This is a genomic window from Geodermatophilus sp. SYSU D00815, from assembly GCF_054050035.1.
The window spans coordinates 18,632-37,674 of sequence record NZ_JBJGYO010000003.1; the positions used below are offsets into that span (position 1 = coordinate 18,632).

Annotated in this window: 19 protein-coding genes; 8 read left to right on the plus strand and 11 right to left on the minus strand. The window is 77.1% G+C overall.

The window, feature by feature from the left end:
* Positions 1-142: 142 nt before the first annotated feature.
* Together ACI78S_RS04600 and ACI78S_RS04605 are read left to right on the plus strand one after the other, a co-directional pair.
* Positions 143-865 carry an iron dependent repressor, metal binding and dimerization domain protein gene (locus ACI78S_RS04600; RefSeq protein WP_456971041.1) on the plus strand — a complete coding sequence of 241 codons (723 nt, stop codon included), beginning with the start codon at positions 143-145 and terminating at the stop codon, positions 863-865.
* A 144-nt stretch (positions 866-1,009) separates the two neighbouring features.
* The gene (locus tag ACI78S_RS04605) at positions 1,010-3,091 is read left to right on the plus strand and encodes a S9 family peptidase (protein ID WP_456971042.1); all 2,082 of its coding nucleotides are present in this window, start codon (positions 1,010-1,012) and stop codon (positions 3,089-3,091) included.
* Positions 3,092-3,098: 7 nt separating this feature from the next.
* Here the strand turns inward: ACI78S_RS04605 and ACI78S_RS04610 are convergent, their stop codons facing one another.
* The 3 genes from ACI78S_RS04610 to ACI78S_RS04620 all read right to left on the minus strand — a co-directional run bounded on the left by ACI78S_RS04610 (position 3,099) and on the right by ACI78S_RS04620 (position 5,453).
* Complete coding sequence (locus tag ACI78S_RS04610) at positions 3,099-4,154, minus strand: DUF4192 domain-containing protein (protein WP_456971043.1); 1,056 nt, start codon at positions 4,152-4,154, stop codon at positions 3,099-3,101.
* A gap of 150 nt (positions 4,155-4,304) precedes the next feature.
* Positions 4,305-5,075: a hypothetical protein gene (locus ACI78S_RS04615; protein ID WP_456971044.1), complete on the minus strand. Its 771-nt coding sequence runs from the start codon at positions 5,073-5,075 to the stop codon at positions 4,305-4,307.
* An 84-nt stretch (positions 5,076-5,159) separates the two neighbouring features.
* The gene (locus ACI78S_RS04620; RefSeq protein ID WP_456971045.1) at positions 5,160-5,453 is read right to left on the minus strand and encodes a Dabb family protein; all 294 of its coding nucleotides are present in this window, start codon (positions 5,451-5,453) and stop codon (positions 5,160-5,162) included.
* 61 nt (positions 5,454-5,514) lie between these two features.
* On the opposite strand from ACI78S_RS04620, the gene ACI78S_RS04625 reads away from it, so the two are divergent.
* The 5 genes from ACI78S_RS04625 to ACI78S_RS04645 are packed head-to-tail and all read left to right on the plus strand — an operon-like array spanning position 5,515 to position 10,435.
* Positions 5,515-6,768, plus strand: a complete 1,254-nt coding sequence (locus ACI78S_RS04625) for a glycosyltransferase family 4 protein (RefSeq protein ID WP_456971046.1) — start codon at positions 5,515-5,517, stop codon at positions 6,766-6,768.
* The gene (locus ACI78S_RS04630) at positions 6,762-7,544 is read left to right on the plus strand and encodes a class I SAM-dependent methyltransferase (protein ID WP_456971047.1); all 783 of its coding nucleotides are present in this window, start codon (positions 6,762-6,764) and stop codon (positions 7,542-7,544) included. The genes ACI78S_RS04625 and ACI78S_RS04630 overlap by 7 nt, the downstream gene beginning before the upstream one ends.
* A 28-nt stretch (positions 7,545-7,572) precedes the next feature.
* Positions 7,573-8,637, plus strand: a complete 1,065-nt coding sequence (locus ACI78S_RS04635; protein ID WP_456971048.1) for a prenyltransferase — start codon at positions 7,573-7,575, stop codon at positions 8,635-8,637.
* Complete coding sequence (locus ACI78S_RS04640; protein WP_456971049.1) at positions 8,634-9,479, plus strand: glycosyltransferase family 2 protein; 846 nt, start codon at positions 8,634-8,636, stop codon at positions 9,477-9,479. Before ACI78S_RS04635 ends, ACI78S_RS04640 begins: the two co-directional genes overlap by 4 nt.
* Positions 9,476-10,435 (plus strand): glycosyltransferase family 2 protein, encoded by a 960-nt coding sequence (locus tag ACI78S_RS04645; protein ID WP_456971050.1) that lies wholly within the window; start codon positions 9,476-9,478, stop codon positions 10,433-10,435. The genes ACI78S_RS04640 and ACI78S_RS04645 overlap by 4 nt, the downstream gene beginning before the upstream one ends.
* On the opposite strand, the gene yczR is transcribed toward ACI78S_RS04645, so the two are convergent.
* Entirely contained in the window at positions 10,428-11,864 is a 1,437-nt protein-coding gene (gene yczR, locus ACI78S_RS04650; RefSeq protein ID WP_456971051.1) for a MocR-like transcription factor YczR, read from the minus strand. The genes ACI78S_RS04645 and yczR overlap by 8 nt on opposite strands.
* 58 nt (positions 11,865-11,922) lie before the next feature.
* On the opposite strand from yczR, the gene yczE reads away from it, so the two are divergent.
* Positions 11,923-12,603 carry a membrane protein YczE gene (gene yczE / locus ACI78S_RS04655; protein ID WP_456971052.1) on the plus strand — a complete coding sequence of 227 codons (681 nt, stop codon included), beginning with the start codon at positions 11,923-11,925 and terminating at the stop codon, positions 12,601-12,603.
* On the opposite strand, the gene ACI78S_RS04660 is transcribed toward yczE, so the two are convergent.
* Genes ACI78S_RS04660 through ACI78S_RS04690 form a run of 7 tightly spaced genes read right to left on the minus strand, consistent with a single transcriptional unit; the run spans position 12,510 to position 19,009 of the window.
* The gene (locus ACI78S_RS04660) at positions 12,510-12,836 is read right to left on the minus strand and encodes a TraR/DksA family transcriptional regulator (RefSeq protein WP_456971053.1); all 327 of its coding nucleotides are present in this window, start codon (positions 12,834-12,836) and stop codon (positions 12,510-12,512) included. The two genes, yczE and ACI78S_RS04660, sit on opposite strands and share 94 nt — an antisense overlap.
* Entirely contained in the window at positions 12,833-13,450 is a 618-nt protein-coding gene (locus ACI78S_RS04665; protein WP_456971055.1) for a class I SAM-dependent methyltransferase, read from the minus strand. Before ACI78S_RS04665 ends, ACI78S_RS04660 begins: the two co-directional genes overlap by 4 nt.
* Positions 13,447-14,724 carry a YibE/F family protein gene (locus ACI78S_RS04670; RefSeq protein WP_456971056.1) on the minus strand — a complete coding sequence of 426 codons (1,278 nt, stop codon included), beginning with the start codon at positions 14,722-14,724 and terminating at the stop codon, positions 13,447-13,449. Before ACI78S_RS04670 ends, ACI78S_RS04665 begins: the two co-directional genes overlap by 4 nt.
* Before the next feature lie 9 nt (positions 14,725-14,733).
* Positions 14,734-15,117: an STAS domain-containing protein gene (locus tag ACI78S_RS04675; RefSeq protein ID WP_456971057.1), complete on the minus strand. Its 384-nt coding sequence runs from the start codon at positions 15,115-15,117 to the stop codon at positions 14,734-14,736.
* 30 nt (positions 15,118-15,147) lie between these two features.
* Positions 15,148-16,371, minus strand: a complete 1,224-nt coding sequence (locus tag ACI78S_RS04680) for a M20 metallopeptidase family protein (RefSeq protein WP_456971058.1) — start codon at positions 16,369-16,371, stop codon at positions 15,148-15,150.
* The gene (locus tag ACI78S_RS04685; protein ID WP_456971059.1) at positions 16,368-17,498 is read right to left on the minus strand and encodes an amidohydrolase family protein; all 1,131 of its coding nucleotides are present in this window, start codon (positions 17,496-17,498) and stop codon (positions 16,368-16,370) included. The genes ACI78S_RS04680 and ACI78S_RS04685 overlap by 4 nt, the downstream gene beginning before the upstream one ends.
* The gene (locus ACI78S_RS04690) at positions 17,495-19,009 is read right to left on the minus strand and encodes an APC family permease (RefSeq protein ID WP_456971060.1); all 1,515 of its coding nucleotides are present in this window, start codon (positions 19,007-19,009) and stop codon (positions 17,495-17,497) included. The genes ACI78S_RS04685 and ACI78S_RS04690 overlap by 4 nt, the downstream gene beginning before the upstream one ends.
* Positions 19,010-19,043: the final 34 nt, after the last annotated feature.

Here is a 19,043-nt window from a genome sequence, read left to right on the forward strand (position 1 = left end):
TCGGCGGTCCGCCCGCCGCCCCGCCGTTCTCGGACGCTACCTGCTCGGCGGCGTGGCCGACGCCGCACCGACCACCCGCTCGAGGAAGCCTCCGCGGCCCCGCGAGTCCGTAGAATCCAAGGCCGAGACCGAGGAGCTGCTTGTGAACGACCTCATCGACACGACGGAGATGTACCTCCGGACGATCTTCGAGCTGGAGGAGGAGGGCATCGTCCCGCTGCGCGCGCGAATCGCCGAGCGCCTCCGGCAGAGCGGTCCCACGGTCAGCCAGACGGTGGCCCGCATGGAGCGCGACGGGCTGCTGCGGGTCGAGGGTGACCGCCACCTGCAGCTGTCGGACAAGGGCCGCGCCCTGGCGACGGCGGTCATGCGCAAGCACCGGCTGGCCGAGTGCCTGCTCGTCGACGTGATCGGCCTCGACTACGCCGACGTGCACGAGGAGGCGTGCCGCTGGGAGCACGTGATGAGCGAGGCGGTGGAGCGCAAGCTGCTCACCCTGCTGGGCAACCCGACCGTCTCCCCGTTCGGCAACCCGATCCCCGGCCTGGACGCCCTGGTCGGTGAGACGCCGCTGGGTGGTGAGACCTCCGCGGTGCTCGACTCGCTGACGCTGCTGTCGTCGACCGCCACCCCGGAGGGCCGGCCGGTGACCATCGCCCGGATCAGCGAGCAGCTGCAGGACCCGGAGACGCTGCGCGTGCTCGACGAGCGGGGGGTGCGGCCGGGTGCGTCGATGACCGCGCGCCTGGTCGACGGCACGGTCACCCTCGACGACTTCCCGCTGCCGCGCGGCGCCGCGCAGCACCTGTTCGTGCACGCCCAGGACGAGCAGCTGTCCCCGCAGGAGGCGGCCGCCGCGCTCTGACGCGCCGGCCGGAACGAGAGCCGCGGTCCCCTCCGGGGCCGCGGCTCTCGTCGTCCCCGGGGTCGCCGGGTCCGCCGCCGCGACCGCCGCGGGGGGCTCACTACGGTGGGGGCGTCGATCCCCGCACGTGAGAGAAGGCGCCCCGTGAGCCAGGCCGACGCGTCCGAGACCGCCGCCGAGACGCCCGCCCCCAGCCCGTTCCACCGGCTGGCCGACTACGTCGCGATCCCGCGCGTGGGCGGGCTGGCCCTCTCCCCCGACGGCCGCCGGCTGGCGATCTCGGTGCAGACGCTGGACCCGGAGAAGAAGAAGTGGCAGTCGGCGCTGTGGGAGGTGGACCCGGAGGGGCGCGCCGAGGCCCGCCGGCTCACCCGCAGCGCGCCCGGGGAGTCCTCGCCCGCCTGGACCCCCGACGGCTCGCTGCTGTTCACCTCGGCGCGGCCCGACCCCGGCGCCGCGGACGGCGACGGCGAGCCGAAGGCGGCGCTGTGGGCGCTCCCGCCGGGCGGCGGCGAGGCGCGCCCGGTGCTCACCCGCGGCGCGGGGATCGGCGGTCTCGCCGTCGCGGCCGACAGCGGCGACGTCGCGGTCGTCGTCGCCACCATGCCCGGGGCGGCCGACGCGGAGGCCGACGAGGCGCGGCGCAAGGAGCGCAAGGACGCCGGCGTCTCCGCCGTCCTGCACGAGAGCTACCCGGTCCGGTACTGGGACCACGACCTGGGCCCGGCGGCGCCGCACGTGTACTGGCTGGGGCAGCTGCCGGCCGAGCCCGCCGCCGGGGCCGCCGCCGAGCCGCCGGCGCTGCGCGACCTCACGCCCGACGCGCTGCCCCCGCTGGGCGCGGGCGAGGACGTCGCGCTCTCCCCCGACGGCCGGCTGCTCGCGCGCAGCGAGGACGTCCCCGACGGTCCCGCCGGTCGCCGCCTGCGGTTGGTGCTGACCGAGACGGCCACCGGCGGGACGCGGGTGCTCGTCGACGACCCGCTGGCCGACGTCCAGGGCGCCCGCTTCAGCCCCGACGGCCGCTCGCTGGTGTGCGTCCGCGAGGCGCTGTCGAGCTACACCGAGCCGCCGGACTACACCCTGCTGCTCGTCGACGTGGAGAGCGGCCGCGCCACCGACCTCACCGAGGGCTTCGACCGGTGGCCCAGCGCGCCGCAGTTCAGCGCCGACGGGACGGCCGTCTACTTCCTCGCCGACGACGACGGCCGGCACGCGGTGTTCCGCGTCGCGGTCGACGGCGGCGCACCGGTGCGCCTCACCGGCGACGGCGCCTACAGCGACCTGCAGGTCGCCCGGGACGGCAGCGCCCTCTACGCGCTGCGCTCGGCCTACGACTCCCCGCCGGTGCCGGTGCGGCTGGACCCGGCGGCGGAGCGCCAGGAGCCGGTCGTGCTGCCCAGCCCCGGCACGGTCGACCGGCTGCCCGGCCGGCTCGAGGAGGTGTCGGCCACGGCGGCCGACGGCGCCCGCGTGCAGTCGTGGCTGGTGCTGCCGGAGGGCGCCTCGGCGGAGAACCCCGCGCCGCTGCTGCTGTGGATCCACGGCGGCCCGCTGATGAGCTGGAACTCCTGGTCGTGGCGCTGGTGCCCCTGGGTGCTGGCCGCCCGGGGCTACGCCGTCCTGCTGCCCAACCCGGCCCTGTCGCAGGGCTTCGGCCAGGACTTCGTCCGGCGGGGCTGGGGCGAGTGGGGCGGCGCCCCGTACACCGACCTGATGACCGCGGTCGACGCCGTCGTCGAGCGACCCGACGTCGACGCGGAGCGGACCGCCGCGATGGGCGGGTCGTTCGGCGGCTACATGGCGAACTGGGTGGCGACCCAGACCGACCGGTTCCGGGCGATCGTCACCCACGCCAGCCTGTGGGACCTCGACTCGTTCACGGGCACGACGGACGCCGCCTACTACTGGGAGAAGGAGTGGGGCGACCCGCTGCGCGAGCCCAAGCGCTACGAGCAGAACTCGCCGCACCGCTTCGCCGACGCCATCCGGACGCCGATGCTGGTCATCCACGGCGACAAGGACTACCGGGTGCCGATCGGCGAGGCGCTGCGGCTCTGGTACGACCTGCAGAAGCGCGGCGTCCCGTCGAAGTTCCTCTACTTCCCCGACGAGAACCACTGGGTGCTCACCCCCGGGAACTCGATCGTCTGGTACGAGGCGGTGATCGCCTTCCTGGCCGAGCACGTGCTGGGCGAGGAGTGGCAGCGCCCGCAGCTCCTCTGACGGGCGGTCAGCCGGCACGGGCGGGGTCGCCGGGGCGGTCCAGCGTGGCGGCGACCAGGGCGCGCAGCTCGTCGGGCCGCACGCACTCGGTCAGGGCGGCGCGGAGGAGCTGGGCCAGCCGGTAGTCCTCGTCGGCGTCGAGGGCGTGCTCGAGCGCGATGCCGGCCATCGCGCCGTCGCCGCGCAGCCACGCGCAGACGGCGAGCAGCGTGGCCGGTGCCGCCGCCAGGCCGAGCGGCGCGCGGCGGGTGCACTCGGTCCACAGCACCTCCGCGGCGGCCGCGTCGTCGCCGAGCGCCAGCCCGAGGGCCCGGTCGCGCAGCGGGCTGCGCACGAGGCCCCAGAGGACGGCGGCCAGCTCCTGCGCGGGGAGTGCGGGTGCCGGCGCACCGAGGCGGCGCCGCCGCACGGCCGCCTCGACCGCCCGCCACGCCTCGTCCTCGACCGCGGTCCAGCCGGCGTCCCGGGCGCGGGACCGGAGGGTCGGCACCAGCGCGGCGCACGCCTCGCGGACCGCTGCCCGGTCCAGGCCGTCGAGGGTCTGCAGCCGCGCCCCCAGCTCGTCGCGGCTCCGGGCCACGACCTGCCCGGTGGCCACCGAGGCGGCCGCCAGGGGGCTCACCCCCTCCGGCAGCGGCGTGCCCGCACCGGGGCGGCAGCACGGGTGGGCGCAGTCGTAGGACCACCAGCGGCCGCCGCGGACCAGCAGCGCGTCGCGCACCGGGATGCCGGCCGCCCCGAGGGTGACGACCAGGGCGTGCACCAGCGGGCGGTGCGGCAGGTCGGCGCCGCCGGGCTCGTCCCGCGCCTCGGAGACGACCGCGAGGAGGACCGCGGTCGGGTCGTCGGTGGCGATGCTGCGCGTCAGGGCTGCGGCGAACGCCTCCGCGTGCCGCGGGGGCGGGAGGTCCATGCGGACCGTGAGGCCCACGCGGCCGCCCGAGTCACCGCCCAGGGCGACCACCACCACCGACTCGGCCGGCCGGAACCCGAGCAGGTGCGGCAGCCCCGCGGCCACCTCACCCGGGTCGGAGAGCCGGACCTCGTACTCGCACTCGTCCATGCCCGGGAGCCTGGGCGGCGGCGGGCCGGCGCGGGGACGACCGCGTCGATCTGTGGACGGCGTCGCCGGCTGTGGACGGCGGCGGCCGCGCGGACGCCCGGCCGCCCTACCGTCCGGATCGGTCGAGGGCGCCGTCAGTCGAGGGCGCCGTCAGTCGAGGGCATCGGACGCGGTGTCGTAGGCGCGCTCCAGGAGGGCGGTGAAGGATGCGGGGTCCGGCTCCTCGTCCCAGGACATCTGGGCGAGCCCGAGCACGCGGTCGCCGTCCTGCGCGATCCCCACCAGGGAGGTGGCGTCCCACGTGCCGCCGGGCCGCTCGCCCGAGACGCTCACCCGGAAGGCCGCCATGTCCTCCGGCGCGTCCAGGGGCTCGACCCGCACGGTGGCCGGGCCGTGGTCGTCGTCGCCGTCCCCGCGGTCGATGGTCACCGAGGCGCAGGCGTCCGCGACGGCCCGCACCGCCGCGACGACGTCCGTCTCCGTCGACGTGGCGGGGACGGCCAGGACCTGGAACGTGCGCACCCCGTCGGTGCGCGCGACCTGGGCGGCCGCGTCCTCGACGCCCGTGAAGGAGGAGGTGGCCCGCTCCAGCGCGGTGGCGCACTCGGCGGGCGTCACCGTGGGCTCGCCGTCGTCCCAGCGGTGCCCCCACCGGTGCCCGCCCCCGCCGAACGGTGCCCCGTCCGGGAAGAACCGGTGCACCTCCGCGTCCGCACCGAAGGCGTCGGCGGGCAGCAGACCGGGGGCGAGGGCGGAGTCCGCGGCGGAGGGCTCGTCGGACCGGTCGGCCTCGTGCGTGGCCGCGGCCGGTGCCGTGCGGGTCGGCGTGGCGCCGCCGCAGCCGGTCAGCACCAGCCCGGCGAGCAGGCCGGCCCCGAGGACGGCGGTGGAGCGACGGACGGCCGGCGCATCGCGCAGCATGCGACGACGGTAGGCCCGTCGACGGCGGCTGTGCAGCCCTCGGCTCCGCATTCACAGGGAGGCGACAGGCTCGGTGCAGGCGCCTCAGACCTCGTACTGCACCGCGCTGCGGGCGGCCAGCCACGGCTTCACGTGCTCGTCCAGCACCGCCAGGTGCAGCGGGTGCCGCGCGTAGCGCTCGTAGGCCGCCACGTCGGGGAAGTCGGCGACCAGCGCGGTGTCGGCGTTGCCCTCGCGCAGACCGGCGTCGTCGCCCACGGCGAACGCGGTCATCCCGCCGACCTCGTCGGGCAGCCGCCGCAGGGCGGCCAGGGTGGCCGCGCGACGCTCGGCGTCGGCGGCCTCGGACCAGGTGAACACGACGACGTGGCGCAGCACCGGGACAGCCTGTCAGATCGTGCTGACCGGGCGGTGAGGACCGCTGGTTAGAGTCCCGGCCATGGGACGGTCGTTGCGCATCGCACTGCTGTCCTACCGGAGCAAGCCGCACAGCGGCGGTCAGGGCGTCTACGTCCGGGCGCTGTCGCGCGAGCTCGCCGGGCTCGGCCACCGAGTCGAGGTGCTCAGCGGCCAGCCGTACCCCGAGCTCGACGAGGGGATCCGCCTGACCCGGCTGCCGAGCCTGGACCTCTACCGTGAGCCCGATCCCTTCCGCACGCCGCGGCCCTCGGAGTTCCGCGACTGGGTCGACGTCGCCGAGTGGGCCACGATGTGCACCGCCGGGTTCCCCGAGCCGCTGACGTTCAGCCTGCGCGCGGCCCGGCTGCTGCTGCGCCGCCGCGGTGAGTTCGACGTCGTCCACGACAACCAGTCGCTCGGCTACGGCCTGCTCCGGCTGACGCGGGCGGGCCTGCCGACCGTCGCCACGGTGCACCACCCCGTCGCGATCGACCGCGACCTCGAGCTGGCCGCGGCCTCGACGCTGCGCCGCCGGCTCACCCTGCGGCGCTGGTACGCCTTCACCCGCATGCAGGCGCGCGTCGCGCCGCGGCTGGACGGGCTGACCACGGTGTCGGAGAACTCCCGCCGCGACATCGAGACCCGCATGGGCGTGCCCGGCGCCGGCATCGAGGTGATCCCGGTCGGCATCGACCCCGCCGTCTTCACCCCGCCCCCGGCGGGCCGGCGGCGCGACCCCGGCTCGATCGTCGTGATAACCAGCGCCGACGTCCCGCTCAAGGGCCTGGTGCACCTGCTCGAGGCCGTCGCCAAGCTGCGCACCGAGCGGGCCGTCCGGCTCACCGTGGTCGGCACCGCGCGACCGGGCGGCCCGGCGGAGGCGGCGCTGGACCGCCTCTCGCTGCGCGACGCGGTCCGCTTCACCGGGTTCCTCCCCGAGCCGGAGCTGGTCGCGCTGCTCCAGTCGGCCGCCGTCGTCGCGATCCCGTCGCTGTACGAGGGGTTCTCGCTGCCGGCGATCGAGGCGATGGCCTGCGCCACCCCGCTGGTCACCACCGACGCCGGGGCGCTGCCCGAGGTCGTCGGCAGCAAGGCCGGTCTGCGGGTGCGGGCCGGGGACGTCGGCGAGCTCACCGCCGCGCTCGCCCTGGTGCTGGACTCCCCCGCCCTCGGCGAGCAGCTCGGCCGCGCCGGCCGGCGGCGGGTGCTGGAGTCCTACACCTGGCGGGCGACGGCGCAGCGCACCGCCGACTGGTACGCCGACGTGCTGCGCGCGAAGGGACGTCCGTGCTGACCATCGACTACGACCGGCTCGACCTGCGGCCGGGCATGCGGGTGCTCGACCTCGGCTGCGGCGAGGGCCGGCACGCCTTCGAGGCCTACCGCCGCGGCGCGCACGTCGTCGCCGTCGACTGGGGGCAGCACGAGGTGGGGACCACCAAGCGCTGGCTGGGCGCGATCGCCGAGGCGGGCGAGGCCCCGGCGGGGGCCCGCTTCGAGGTGGTCCGCGGCGACCTCACCGCCCTGCCGTTCCCCGACGCCGCCGTCGACCGGGTCATCGCCTCGGAGGTCCTCGAGCACATCCCCGACGACGTCACCGCCTTCGCCGAGATCGCGCGCGTGCTCGCGCCGGGCGGGCGGGTCGCGGTCACCGTGCCGCGCTACGGGCCCGAGCGGGTCTGCTGGGCGCTGTCCGACGCCTACCACGCCAACGAGGGCGGCCACGTGCGCATCTACCGCGGCGACGTGCTGCGCACCCGGCTGCTGGCGGCCGGGCTCACCCCTGGCGGGAGCCACCACGCGCACGCGCTGCACGCGCCGTTCTGGTGGCTCAAGTGCGCGGTCGGCGTCGACCGGGACACCGCCGCCGTCCGCGCGTACCACCGGCTGCTGGTCTGGGACCTCGTGAAGCGTCCCCGGCTGACGCGCACCGCCGAGAAGGTCCTCGACCCGCTGATCGGCAAGAGCCTCGTGGTCTACGCCGACAAGCCGGGGATCGCCCGGCCGGCCGGGCGGCCGGTGGCCGCGGCGGGCACCACGGACGCGGAGCGGACCGCTGCCGCCCGCTGACCGCGCCGGGCTGCCGGAGCTGCCGGGGGTGCTCGGCGCCGACCAGGTCCGCCGCACCGTGGCCGCGATCGCCGCCGAGCAGGGCCGCGACGGCGCCCTCCCCTGGTTCCGCGGCGGCCAGCTCGACCCCTGGGACTCCGTCGAGGCGGCGATGGCCCTCGAGGTCGGCGGCGAGCACGCCCGCGCCCGCGCCGCCTACCGCTGGCTGGGCGCCCGGCAGCGCCCCGACGGCTCCTGGGCCGCCGAGTACCGCGACGGCGTGGCGACCGCCCCGGCGGCGGAGAGCAACCACGCCGGCTACCTCGCCGTCGGCCTGTGGCACAGCTGGCAGGTCAGCGGCGACGAGGAGCTGGTCGGCGAGCTGTGGCCGGTGGTCCGCCGGGGGCTGGACCTGGTGACCCGCATGCAGCTGCCCGGTGGGGCGGTGGGCTGGGCGCTGCGGCCCGACGGCAGCCCCGACGACGTCGCCCTGCTCACCGGCAACGCCAGCCTGTTCCAGGCGCTGCGCTGCGGCATCGCCCTGGCCGGGCTGCGCGGCGAGGCCCAGCCCGACTGGGAGCTGGCGGTGACCGACCTGGGCACCGCCCTGCGCGAGCGCCCGGAGGCCTTCGCCGACCGCTCCCGCTACTCGATGGACTGGTACTACCCCGTGCTGGGCGGGGCGGTGACCGGCGCGGCGGCCCGCGAGCGGCTGGCCGCCGACTGGGACCGGTTCGTCGTCCCCGGGCTGGGCGCCCGCTGCGTCGCCGACCGGCCGTGGGTGACCGGCGCCGAGACCTGCGAGCTCGCCCTCGCGCTGGCCGCGGCCGGGCAGCGCGACGCCGCGCTGGAGCAGGTGGCGGCGATGCAGCACCTGCGCCACGACGACGGCTCGTACTGGACCGGCTACGTCTACGCCGACGACGCGCGGTGGCCGGTCGAGCGGACGACGTGGACGGCGGCCGCCGTCGTCCTGGCCGCCGACGCCCTCGCCGGCGCCAGCGGCGGGGCGCGGCTGTTCACCGACCCCGGCGCGTTGCCCGCGCCGGGTACGGCGCAGGTCACGGAAAGCGCTGATTGGCTGCCAGGGGGCGCGGGCACCGTCCGACCGTGACCTCCCCTCCCGACGTGACCGTCGTCGTCGCCAGCCGCAACCGCAAGGACGACCTCCTGGCCACGCTGCCCCGGCACGAGGCGCCGGTCGTGCTGGTCGACAACGCCTCCACCGACGGCACCGTCGAGGCGGTGCGCGCGGCGCACCCGCAGGTCACCGTGCTGCCCCTGGCGCGCAACGAGGGGGCCCGCGGCCGCACCCTGGGCGTGGCGCGCGCCGGCACCGAGTTCGTGGCCTTCGCCGACGACGACTCGTGGTGGGCGCCGGGCGACCTCGCCCGCGCCGTGAAGATCATGCAGGCGCACCCGCGGCTGGGGCTGCTCAACGCGCGCATCCTGGTCGGCGCCGAGGAACGGCTCGACCCCGTCTGCGCCGAGATGGCGGCCAGCCCGCTCGGCACCCCCGACGACCTCCCCGGCCCCGCCCTGCTCGGCTTCGTCGCCTGCGCGGCCCTGGTCCGGACGGCGGCGTTCGAGGAGGTCGGCGGCTTCGACCCGGTGGTGCGCTTCCCCGGCGAGGAGGAGCGGGTCGCGCTCGACCTGGCCGCGGCCGGCTGGGGGCTGGCCTACGTCGACGAGGTGACGATCCACCACCACCCGTCGCCGCGGCGGGACGCCCCCGCCCGCCGGCAGGCCGCGATCTGGCGCAGCCGGGTCCTCACCGCGCTGATGCGCCACCCGGCCCGCGAGCTGCCGGGGCTGCTGGTCGGCGCCGCGCGGGCCGGCGAGCCGGGGCTGCGCGGCCTGGCGCGGGCGGTCCCCGACGTCCCGGCCGCCCTGCGCCGTCGGCGGCGCGTGCCCGCCCACGTCTGGGCCGACGTGCGGCGGCTGGCCGGGGCATGACGGAGAACCCCCCTGCCCCCCACCACCCGCACGCCCGCGGCGGAACCCTGCAGGAGGGCCGGCCGGACCCGCGCGTCGCCGTCGTCGTCATCACCCACCAGCGGCGCGAGGAGCTGCTGCGGACGCTCGCGCTGCTGCGCGACCTGCCGGAGCGGCCGCACGTCGTGGTGGTCGACAACGGCTCGACCGACGGGACGGCGGACGCCGTGCGGGCGCGGTTCCCGGAGGTCGAGCTGGTCGCCAGCCCCACCAACCTCGGCGCGGTCGGCCGCAACCTGGGTGTGGCCCGGCTGAGCACCCCCTACGTGGCGTTCTGCGACGACGACACCTGGTGGGACCCGGGCGCGCTGCGGGCGGCCGCCGACGCGCTGGACCGCCACCCGCGGCTGGCCGTGGTGACCGCGCGGATCCTGGTCGAGCCGGGCGGTCGGGAGGACCCGATCGTGGCGGAGCTGCGCGACTCGCCCGTCCGCGGCGCCCCCTGGCTGCCCGGCCCGGCTCTGGGCTCGTTCCTGGCCGGCGCGTCGGTGCTGCGCCGCGAGGCGTTCCTCGAGGTGGGCGGGTTCTCCGAGCGGCTGTGGCTGGGCGGGGAGGAGGAGCTGATGGCCGGCGACCTGGCCGCCGCCGGCTGGGAGCTGTGCTACCTGCCGGAGCTGACGGTGCACCACCAGGCCAGCCGGGCCCGCGACGCGCACAAGCGGCGGCGCGACGGCATCCGCAACACCCTCTGGACGACGTGGCTGCGGCGGCCGCTGCGCCCGGCCGTGCGCCGCACCGCCCACCTGCTGCGCACCCTGCCGCGCGACCGGGTGAGCGCGCTCGGCCTGCTCGACGCCGCCCGCGGCGTGCCCTGGGTGGCGCGCGAGCGCCGGGTGCTGCCGCCGCACGCCGAGGCGCGATTCGCCGCGCTGGAGCAGGCCCAGCGGCGCTCCGCCGCGCGCCGGTACGTCAGCTGACGGCGAGCACGTCCGCAGGAGCGGCCGGGACCGGCTCCGGCCGGCCGGCCGCCCGGGCGTCCGCGCGCGCCAGCAGGTCGACCGCGCGGCGCAGCACGTCCGGTGGCTGGGTGAACGGCAGCCGGAGCCGGTCCTCCAGCGCGTGGCCGGCGCTGAACAGCGGTCCGGCCGCGAGCCGCACGCCGACCCGCTCCGCCTCGAGGACCAGCGCGCTCGACCGCGGCCCGGGCAGGGCGCACCACACGAACAGCCCGCCCGGCGGCATCGGCACCCGCCAGTCCGGCAGCCGCCCGGCGAGCGCCCCCAGCAGCACGGCGCGCCGCTCCCGCAGCCGGGCCCGGACCCCCTCGCGGGCGGCGTCGGCGCCGTCGAGCAGCGCGCAGGCCGCGAGCTGCTCGACCACGGCGACCGCCATCGTCGTCCGGGCGAGGGCCACGGTCAGCCGGCGCACGACGTCGGCGTCCGCGCGGACCCAGCCGATCCGCAGGCCGCCCCAGAACAGCTTCGACAGCGTCCCCACCGAGATCGTCCCCGGGGCGTACGCCGCGAACGGCGCCGGCGGCTCGGCGTCCAGGCCGAGCTCGACGAACGCCTCGTCGACGACGGCGACGGTCCCCGCCCGGCGCAGCTCGCGGGCCAGCCGTTCCCGGTCGGCCGCGCCCAGCAGGCGGCCGGTCGGGTTGGCGAAGTCCGGCACCAGGTAGGCCGCCGGCGGCCGCACGGTGCGCAGGGCCCGCGCGGCGGTCGCCGGCCACTCGTCCGGCGCCTCGGGGTCCAGGGCGGTGGGCAGGAGGCGGGCCCCGTGGCCGCGGGCCGCGTCGAGGGCGGTCGGGTAGGTGGGCTGCTCGACCAGCAGCGGCCGGCCCGGGCCCAGCAGCAGCGACAGCGCCAGCGACACCCCGGCCATGGCGCCGGCGGTGACCAGCACCTCCTCCGGCGCCGTCGGCAGGCCCCGGGCGGTGTACCGCTCGGCGACCCGGGCGCGCAGCTCGGGCAGGCCGGCGGGGTGGTAGCCGTGCCCGGGCAGGTGGCGGGGCAGCTCGGCCAGGGCGGCGGCGAAGGCGGCCGGCACCTCCGGCGGCGCGGCCGGCGCCGCGTGGGCCAGGTCGATCGCGGCGTCGTCCGGCGGGGCCGGCAGCCAGGCGCCCCGCGCCGGGCCGGCCGGCAGCACCGCGAACGTGCCGGCGCCCTGCCGGGCGGCGGCCCAGCCGTCCTCGCGCAGCCGCGCGTAGGCGGCGGTCACGGTGGCCCGGCTCAGCCCGAGCGCGGTGGCCAGCTCGCGCTCGGCCGGCAGCCGGGCGCCCAGCGGCACCCGGCCGTCGGCCACGAGCAGGCGCACGCGGTCGGCGAGCGCGGCGTAGCGCGGCGGTCGGACGGCGCCGAGGTCGCCCACGAGCTGCGCCAGGCGGGCGGCGGAGACGGCGACCACGCCACTTCCTCTCGATTGGCCTGTGGGGAACGGGCCAATCGTGCCGGACACTGGGGCTGTGCCACCACACCTGCTCCGCCGGCTCGTGCAGCTGTACCTGGGCCTGGCCCTCTACGGCGCCTCGATGGCGCTGATGATCCGCTCCGCCCTGGGCAACATGCCGTGGGACGTCCTCCACCAGGGCCTGTCGGAGCGGCTCGGCTGGTCGCTGGGCACCGTCACCGTCGTCGTGGGCGCGCTGGTGCTGCTCTGCTGGGTCCCGCTGCGCCAGCGCCCCGGGCTGGGCACGGTCAGCAACGTCGTCGTCATCGGCATCGCGGTCGACGCCGCCCTGGCGGTGGTGCCCGCCGTGGACGCCCTCGCCGGCCGGATCGCGCTGGCCGCCGGCGGCATCCTGCTCAACGCCGTCGCGACCGCGCTCTACATCGGGGCGCGGTTCGGCCCCGGCCCGCGCGACGGGCTGATGACCGGGCTCGTGGCGCGCACCGGGTGGTCGCTGCGGCTGGTGCGCACCGGGATCGAGGTGGCCGTCGTCCTCTCCGGGTGGGCGCTGGGCGGCACCCTCGGCGTGGTCACCGTCGTCTACGCGCTGGCCATCGGGCCGCTGGTGCACGCGCTGCTGCCGCTGCTCACCGTGCCGGGTGCTCAGCGGGCGCAGGAGATGCAGGTGCGCGCGGCCGGACGGGCGGCCAGCCGCTCGGGGGCGATCGCCGCCCCGCAGGACTCGCAGACGCCGTAACCGCCGGCGGCACGGCGGGCCAGGGCGGCCTCGACGTCGGCCAGCCGGCGCCGCGCCGAGTCCAGCAGGGCGGCGACCTGCTGGCGCTCGAAGGCGATCGTCGCCCCCTCCGGGTCGTGCTCGTCGTCGGCGTTCGACGACGCCGAGGCCGCCACGACCTCGTCGAACTCGCTGGTCAGCGCCTCGATCTGGCGGAGGGCGGCGGCCCGCTCGGCCAGCAGCGGATCGCTCACCGCAGCCGCCGCAGCACCCGCAGGGACCCGGTGCCGGGCAGCTCGGTGAAGTCGCCGGTGGCCAGCACCCGGGTGTAGACGCCGAACGGCGCCTGGCCGCCGTCGGCCGGGTCGGGGAAGACGTCGTGGATGGCGAGGGTGCCGCCGACGGCGAGCTTGCCCACCCACGCGTCCTGGTCGCGGCGGGCGGACTCCTCGGTGTGGCTGCCGTCGAGGAACAGCAGCGCCAGCGGCGTCGTCCACAGCGGCGCGAGCACCTCCGACCGGGCGACGACGGCGATCACGACGTCCTCGGCGCCGGCGTCGGCGATGGTGCGGCGGAACCGCGGCAAGGTGTCGATCCGGCCGACCGCCGGGTCGACCAGCGACGGGTCGTGGTACTCCCACCCCGGCTGGTGCTCCTCCGACCCGCGGTGGTGGTCGACCGTCACCACCTGCCGGCCGGTCTCCCGGGCCGCGGCGGCGAGGAACAGCGCCGACCGGCCCATCCAGCTGCCGACCTCCAGCAGGGGCCCGGGCACGGCGACCTCGCGCGCCGCCTCGTACAGCGCCCGCCCCTCGTCGGCCGGCATGAAGCCGGGGGCGGCCTCCGCGGCCGCCAGGAGATCACTCACCCGACCAGTCTCGCCTTCACCCCTGACAGCCCGCGCTCGGTGGTGCCGCCGGGGCGCGAGAACCGGGCGAGGAACGCGCCGACCGCCGTCGTCACCGGCGTCGCGAGCACGAGGCCGATGCCGCCCACCAGCGTGCGGATGACCTCCTCGGCCACGGCGTCGCCGGTGAGCACGGTCCCCGCCGACTGGCTGGAGATGGTGAACAGCATGATCAGCGGCAGCGCGGCGCCGGCGTAGGCGAACACGATGGTGTAGACGGTCGAGGCGATGTGGTCGCGGCCGATCGCCATGCCGCGGGAGAACAGCTGCCGCCAGCTCATGCCCGGGTCGACCTCGTGCAGCTGCCACACCGCCGAGGCCTGGGTGATCGTCACGTCGTTGAGCACGCCCAGCCCGGCGACGACGACCCCGGCGATGACCAACCCGGAGAAGTCGAGGGTGGGGTCGTACTGCCCGAGCTGGATCGTCTCCTCGCTGGAGAAGCCGGTCAGCCGGCTCACCGCCACGGCCAGCGCCCCGAGACCGGCGACCAGGGCCAGCCCGAACAGCGTGCCGACCAGCGCCGTCGTCGTCCGCGCGGAGAACCCGTGGGCCAGGTAGAGGACGACGAACATGATCGCGGCCGAGCCGGTCAGGGTGACCAGCGTCGGCGAGCTCCCCTCCAGCAGCGCCGGCAGCATGAACCACAGCAGGACGCCGAAGGCGAACGCCAGGCCGAGCAGGGCGGCGAGCCCGCGGAGCCGGGCGACGGCGCCGACCACCACCGCGAAGGCGATCGCCAGCACGACGATCGGCGAGGTCCGGGCGTAGTCGGAGAACTGGTAGGTGGCGCCCTCCGCCGCGCCCGGATCGCGCTGCAGGACGATCTCGTCGCCCTCCTCGATGCCGAACTCGACCACCTCGGCCGGGACGTCGACCTGCACGAACTCCCCGGCACCGTCCCCCTCGGTGACCTCGACGACGACGGTGGCGCAGGTGAGCTGCTGCGGCCGGCCGGCCTGGTCGGTCACCGAGCAGTCGTAGGGGGTGACCGTGGAGACCGTGCCCTCGGGGTAGGTGGTGCCGGCCGGGACCGCGGCCGCCGCGGCCTGCTCGGCGCGCCCCGGCTCGCCGCTGGGCCACAGCAGCACCAGCCCCAGCACGGTGGCCAGGCCGACGGGGACCAGCAGGAACAGCATCAGCCGGACGGCGCGGCGCCGGCCGGCGAGGGTCCGCTCGTCGGGCGGCGGCGCGTCCGGCTCGGGACCGTGGCTGTGCGGGTGAGAAGGCGGCACCCGATCAGGCTAGGAGGCGCTCCCCTCCTCCACCGGGAAGCGCAGCCAGAGCCCGGCGAGCTGCAGCGGCCGGGCCACGGCGTCGGGCGGGTCGACCAGGGCGACCTCCACGGCACGCGGTCGGCCCAGCTTCTGCAGCTGCACCAGCACCGCCATCCCCGCGGAGTTCATGAACGTCACGCCGGCCAGGCGCAGCCGGGTGCGGCGCAGGGTGGCGTGGCTCAGCAGCAGGTCGGTGAAGCAGCGCACCAGCGGCCGGCGGGCCGCCTCGGTCAGCTCCCCCACGACGGTGACGACGGCCGTGTCGCCCTGGAGCTCGGAGGTGACCTCCGGCTCCCCGGGGGCCGGCTTCTCCTCGGTCTCGCGCGTCGGTGCGGTCGGGTGCTCGTCCACGCCCCTGCGGGTAGCCGGGACGGCGCGACTTCACACGCCGGGCGGGCGCGGGACCGGACCGGGCAGGCCGGCCGCGCCGAGGTAGCCGGCCAGCAGCGCGAGGGCGACCTGGCGCACGGCGTCGTCGTCGGGCAGGAACCGCGGCGAGTGCAGACCGGGCCGCTTGCCCGCCGCGTCGGGCTCGCCGCCGTCGACGCCGAGGAAGAGCATGAGCCCCGGCCGCGCGGCGCAGTAGTGGGCGAAGTCGTCGCTGCCGAAGGAGCGGAACGTGTCGTCGACCCCCGCGCCGGACCGCCGCAGCCACGGCACCGCCGCGGCGGCGAGGTCGGGGTCGTTGACCAGCACGGGGTCGGACTGGTGGATGTCGACCACCGCGGTGCAGCCGTGCGCGGCGGCCGTGTGCCGGGCGACCTCCTCGACGGCCGCGTGCACCAGGCCCCGGTCCTCGAGGCGCATCGTGCGCAACCCGCCGCGGGCCCGGGCGGTGTCGGGCACGACGTTGAACGCGGTGCCGGCGTCGAGCTGGGTGACCGCGAGCACCGCACCCACGACGGGGTCGACCCGGGAGACCACCTGGGAGCGGAGCGCGACCACGATGGCGGCCAGCGCGAGGACGGGGTCGACGGTGGTGTGCGGGTAGGCGGCGTGCCCGCCGCGGCCGCGCACGGTGACGGCGAAGTCGTCGACGGCGGCGTTGACCGGACCCGCCGTGGCGGACACGACGCCGGCCGGGAGCTGCGGCTGCACGTGCACCCCGATGACCGCGCCGACGTCCTCCTCGTCCAGGACGCCGGACCCGGCCACGTCCCGGCCGCCCGACGGCTCGCCCTCCTCCCGCGGCTGCAGCACGGCGAGCAGCGGGGCCGGGCCGCCCACCCGCCGCACCGCCCGGCACAGCGCGACCAGGCCGGCCAGGTGCACGTCGTGCCCGCAGGCGTGCATCACCCCGCCGCGCGCCGCCCACGGCACCTCGGTGGCCTCCGCCACCGCCAGCCCGTCCAGCTCGGCCCGCAGCGCCACCGTGGGCACGCCGCCTCCGGCGAGGACGCGCACGACCCGCCCGGTGACGCCGGTCGGCCGGCCCTCGCCCGCGCCCAGCGCGGCGACGACCGCGGCCGCCGTGTCCTCCTCCTCCCCCGACCGCCGCGGGTCGGCGTGCAGCCGGTGGCGCAGCTCGACCGCCGCCGGGACCTCCGCGAGCACGGCGTCCTCGAGCCGGCGGTACCAGGCCCCCAGGGCGGGATCGGCGCTCACCGCGGCTGGTCGAGCCGGTAGGCGCGCACCGCGTTGCCGCGGCCGACGAGCTCGGCCACGCGGAGGGCGTCGGCCGCCGTCCAGTCGCCGTCGGCGACCCCCTCGGCGAGCAGCCCGCCCAGGGCGCGCCGGAAGAGCACCGCGCCCAGCAGGTGGAGCTCGGCCAGCCCGAAGGCGTCGCTGGAGTACAGCACCTTGCCGAAGGGGGCCAGCTCCAGCAGCTCGGCCAGCAGCGCGCCGGCCCGCCGGCCGAGGTTGTGGGTGGCCAGCCCGACGTCGACGAACACGTGCGGGAAGACCTGCGCCAGGTAGCCGGCGTGGCGGTGGAACGGGTAGTTGTGCAGCAGCATCACCGGCACGCCGGTGGGCGCGGTGGCCCGCAGCAGGTCGGTGAGCAGCAGCGGGTCGCCGCGGTGCAGGTCGGCGTCGGCGTCGCCGTAGCCGACGTGGAACTGCACCGGCAGCCCGAGGTCGACGCCGGCCCAGACCAGGAACCGGTGCAGCACCGGGTCGGCGACGCGCGGCCGGCCGCCCGCGCGCAGCAGCGCACCGGCCGCCGCCACCACCTCGGCGTCGGTCGGGCGGGCGCCGTCGAGGGCGAGCCCGACCCGGTAGGCCGCGATCGACTTGACCCCGGCCGCGCCCGCCGACCGCCGGGCCAGCCGCTCGCGGACGGCGTCGGGGAACGCCGCGGCGTCCCCGCCGCCGGCCAGCACCTCCTCGGCGACCGCCTCCAGCCGCACGACCTCGCGGGCGCTGCCGCCGGCCAGGGCGGCCAGCTCGTCGGGCGCGGTGATCGGCTCGGGCACGTAGCCGGTGTCGACGAGGAAGGTGCGGGCGCCGGTGGCCGCGAGCATGCGGCGGTTCACCTCGGCCGCGCCCAGCTCGGCGCGGCGGGCCAGGTACTCGTCGACCGGGGCGTGCGGCTCGAGGTCCAGCACCGGTGCGCACCAGCGGCGCAGCGCCAGCCCGATCTGCGAGTCGAGCAGCGACCCGGCGAGGCCAGGGGTCTCGGCCTCGGTGAGCATCGCCTCGAGACCCGCGCGGTCGACGTCGCGGGTCACGACCCCGTGGCAGTGGTGGTCGACGAGCGGGAGCGCGGCGATCTCCTCCGCCAGGTCCGTCACCGGCGCTCCCTCTCCTCGCGCGCCCCCAGCTCGGCCGAGGTGAGCGCGGCCCCGGCGCGGCGGGCGGCGGCGCCGGCGGCGAGCACGGCGACGAGGCACGCCAGCAGCCAGGCGCCGGCCACCAGCGGGTTCCAGAACGCCGCGCCGTCCTCCGGGGCGGGGAACGGCACCACGTTGCGCCAGAGGGTGTAACCCAGCACGACGAGGGCGAGCACCGGGACGACGACCTGCCACATCGGCACGTCGGGCATCCGCCGCTCGACGAACACCAGCTTGATGGCGCCGATCGTCGTCAGCACGTAGACGACCAGCAGGATCAGCGTGCCGATCGTGCCCGACCACAGGAAGGCGTTGAACGCCTCGCCGCCGCCGGCCACCGCCATCACGACCATGATCACCGCCATCACGGCCAGGACCAGGACGGCGGCGGCGCCGGGCGTCCCGGCCCGCGTGGTGCCGGCCAGACCGGTCGGGGCGGTGCCCTCGCGGCGCATGTCGCGGGCGAAGGCGTACGCCAGCCGGGAGGCGCCGACCATGCAGGCCAGGCAGCAGCCGAAGGCGCTGATCGCCGCGCCGAGGGTGATGAGGTCGCCGACCCAGCCGGCGATGTACTCGCTGCCCAGGTCGCCGAGCAGCGAACCGGAGGCGATGAACTCCTGCACCCCCGCCTCGTCGGCGCCGAAGCCCATGACCTCGATGGCGGTGACGACGGTGAAGTAGACGCCGCCGAAGATCGCCGTCCACAGGATGGCGCGCGGGATGTCCCTGCGCGGGTCGCGGGCCTCCTCGCCGAGGGTCGCGGCGGCCTCGAAACCGGCGAAGGAGAGGAAGCCGAAGACGACGCCGAGGAACAGCGCCGAGGCGTCCGTGCCCTCGGGCACGGTGAAGACCGAGAGCGTGAACCCCTGCCCACCGGGCGCGTTCCCCGAGACCAGCCGCACCAGGACGATCGCGCTGATCACCAGGATGAGCGCCACGGTCGCGCCCTCGACCGACAGCAGCACGCTGGTGCCCCGCTTCGCCGGCACGACGGTCAGCGCCAGGCAGCCGAGCAGCGCCAGGCCGGCGAGCAGGAACGGCGCCCACGACGGCGGGTCCGGCCAGACGCCGACGACCGAGAGGAACTCGGTGCCGAAGATGCCGGTCGCCGACGCGGTGACCACGCCGTAGAAGCAGTAGGTGCCGAACAGCGCGAACCCGCTGACCAGCCCGGCGCGGGCGCCGAGGGTGGCGCCGACGAAGGCGTACACCGAGCCGGCGTGGTGGAAGTGCTGGCAGAGCCGGACGAAGCCGTAGGCCACCAGCAGCACGCCGACCGCGGCAAGTAGAAAGGCCAGCGGCACCGCCCGGCCGACCGTGCCGGCGGTGCCCTGAGGGTTGATGTTGGCCGCCATGCTCGGCGCCATCAGCGCCACGGAGAGGCCGACGGCCTGCCAGACCGACAGGGAGCGGCGCAGACCTGGGCCGGTGGGCTCGGCGGGGGCGTCGGGGCGGGACGGCGTGACGGCCATGCGGACCTCCGGGGCGGGGACGCTTGCGCAGGTC

Excerpts from the sequence above, each read along its gene's own strand:
- ACI78S_RS04610 (WP_456971043.1), bottom strand. The coding sequence starts at position 4,154 with ATGGACGAGTGCGAGTACGAGGTCCGGCTCTCCGACCCGGGTGAGGTG.
- ACI78S_RS04645 (WP_456971050.1), top strand. The coding sequence starts at position 9,476 with ATGACGGAGAACCCCCCTGCCCCCCACCACCCGCACGCCCGCGGCGGA.
- ACI78S_RS04690 (WP_456971060.1), bottom strand. The coding sequence starts at position 19,009 with ATGGCCGTCACGCCGTCCCGCCCCGACGCCCCCGCCGAGCCCACCGGC.
- ACI78S_RS04615 (WP_456971044.1), bottom strand. The coding sequence starts at position 5,075 with ATGCTGCGCGATGCGCCGGCCGTCCGTCGCTCCACCGCCGTCCTCGGG.
- ACI78S_RS04625 (WP_456971046.1), top strand. The coding sequence starts at position 5,515 with ATGGGACGGTCGTTGCGCATCGCACTGCTGTCCTACCGGAGCAAGCCG.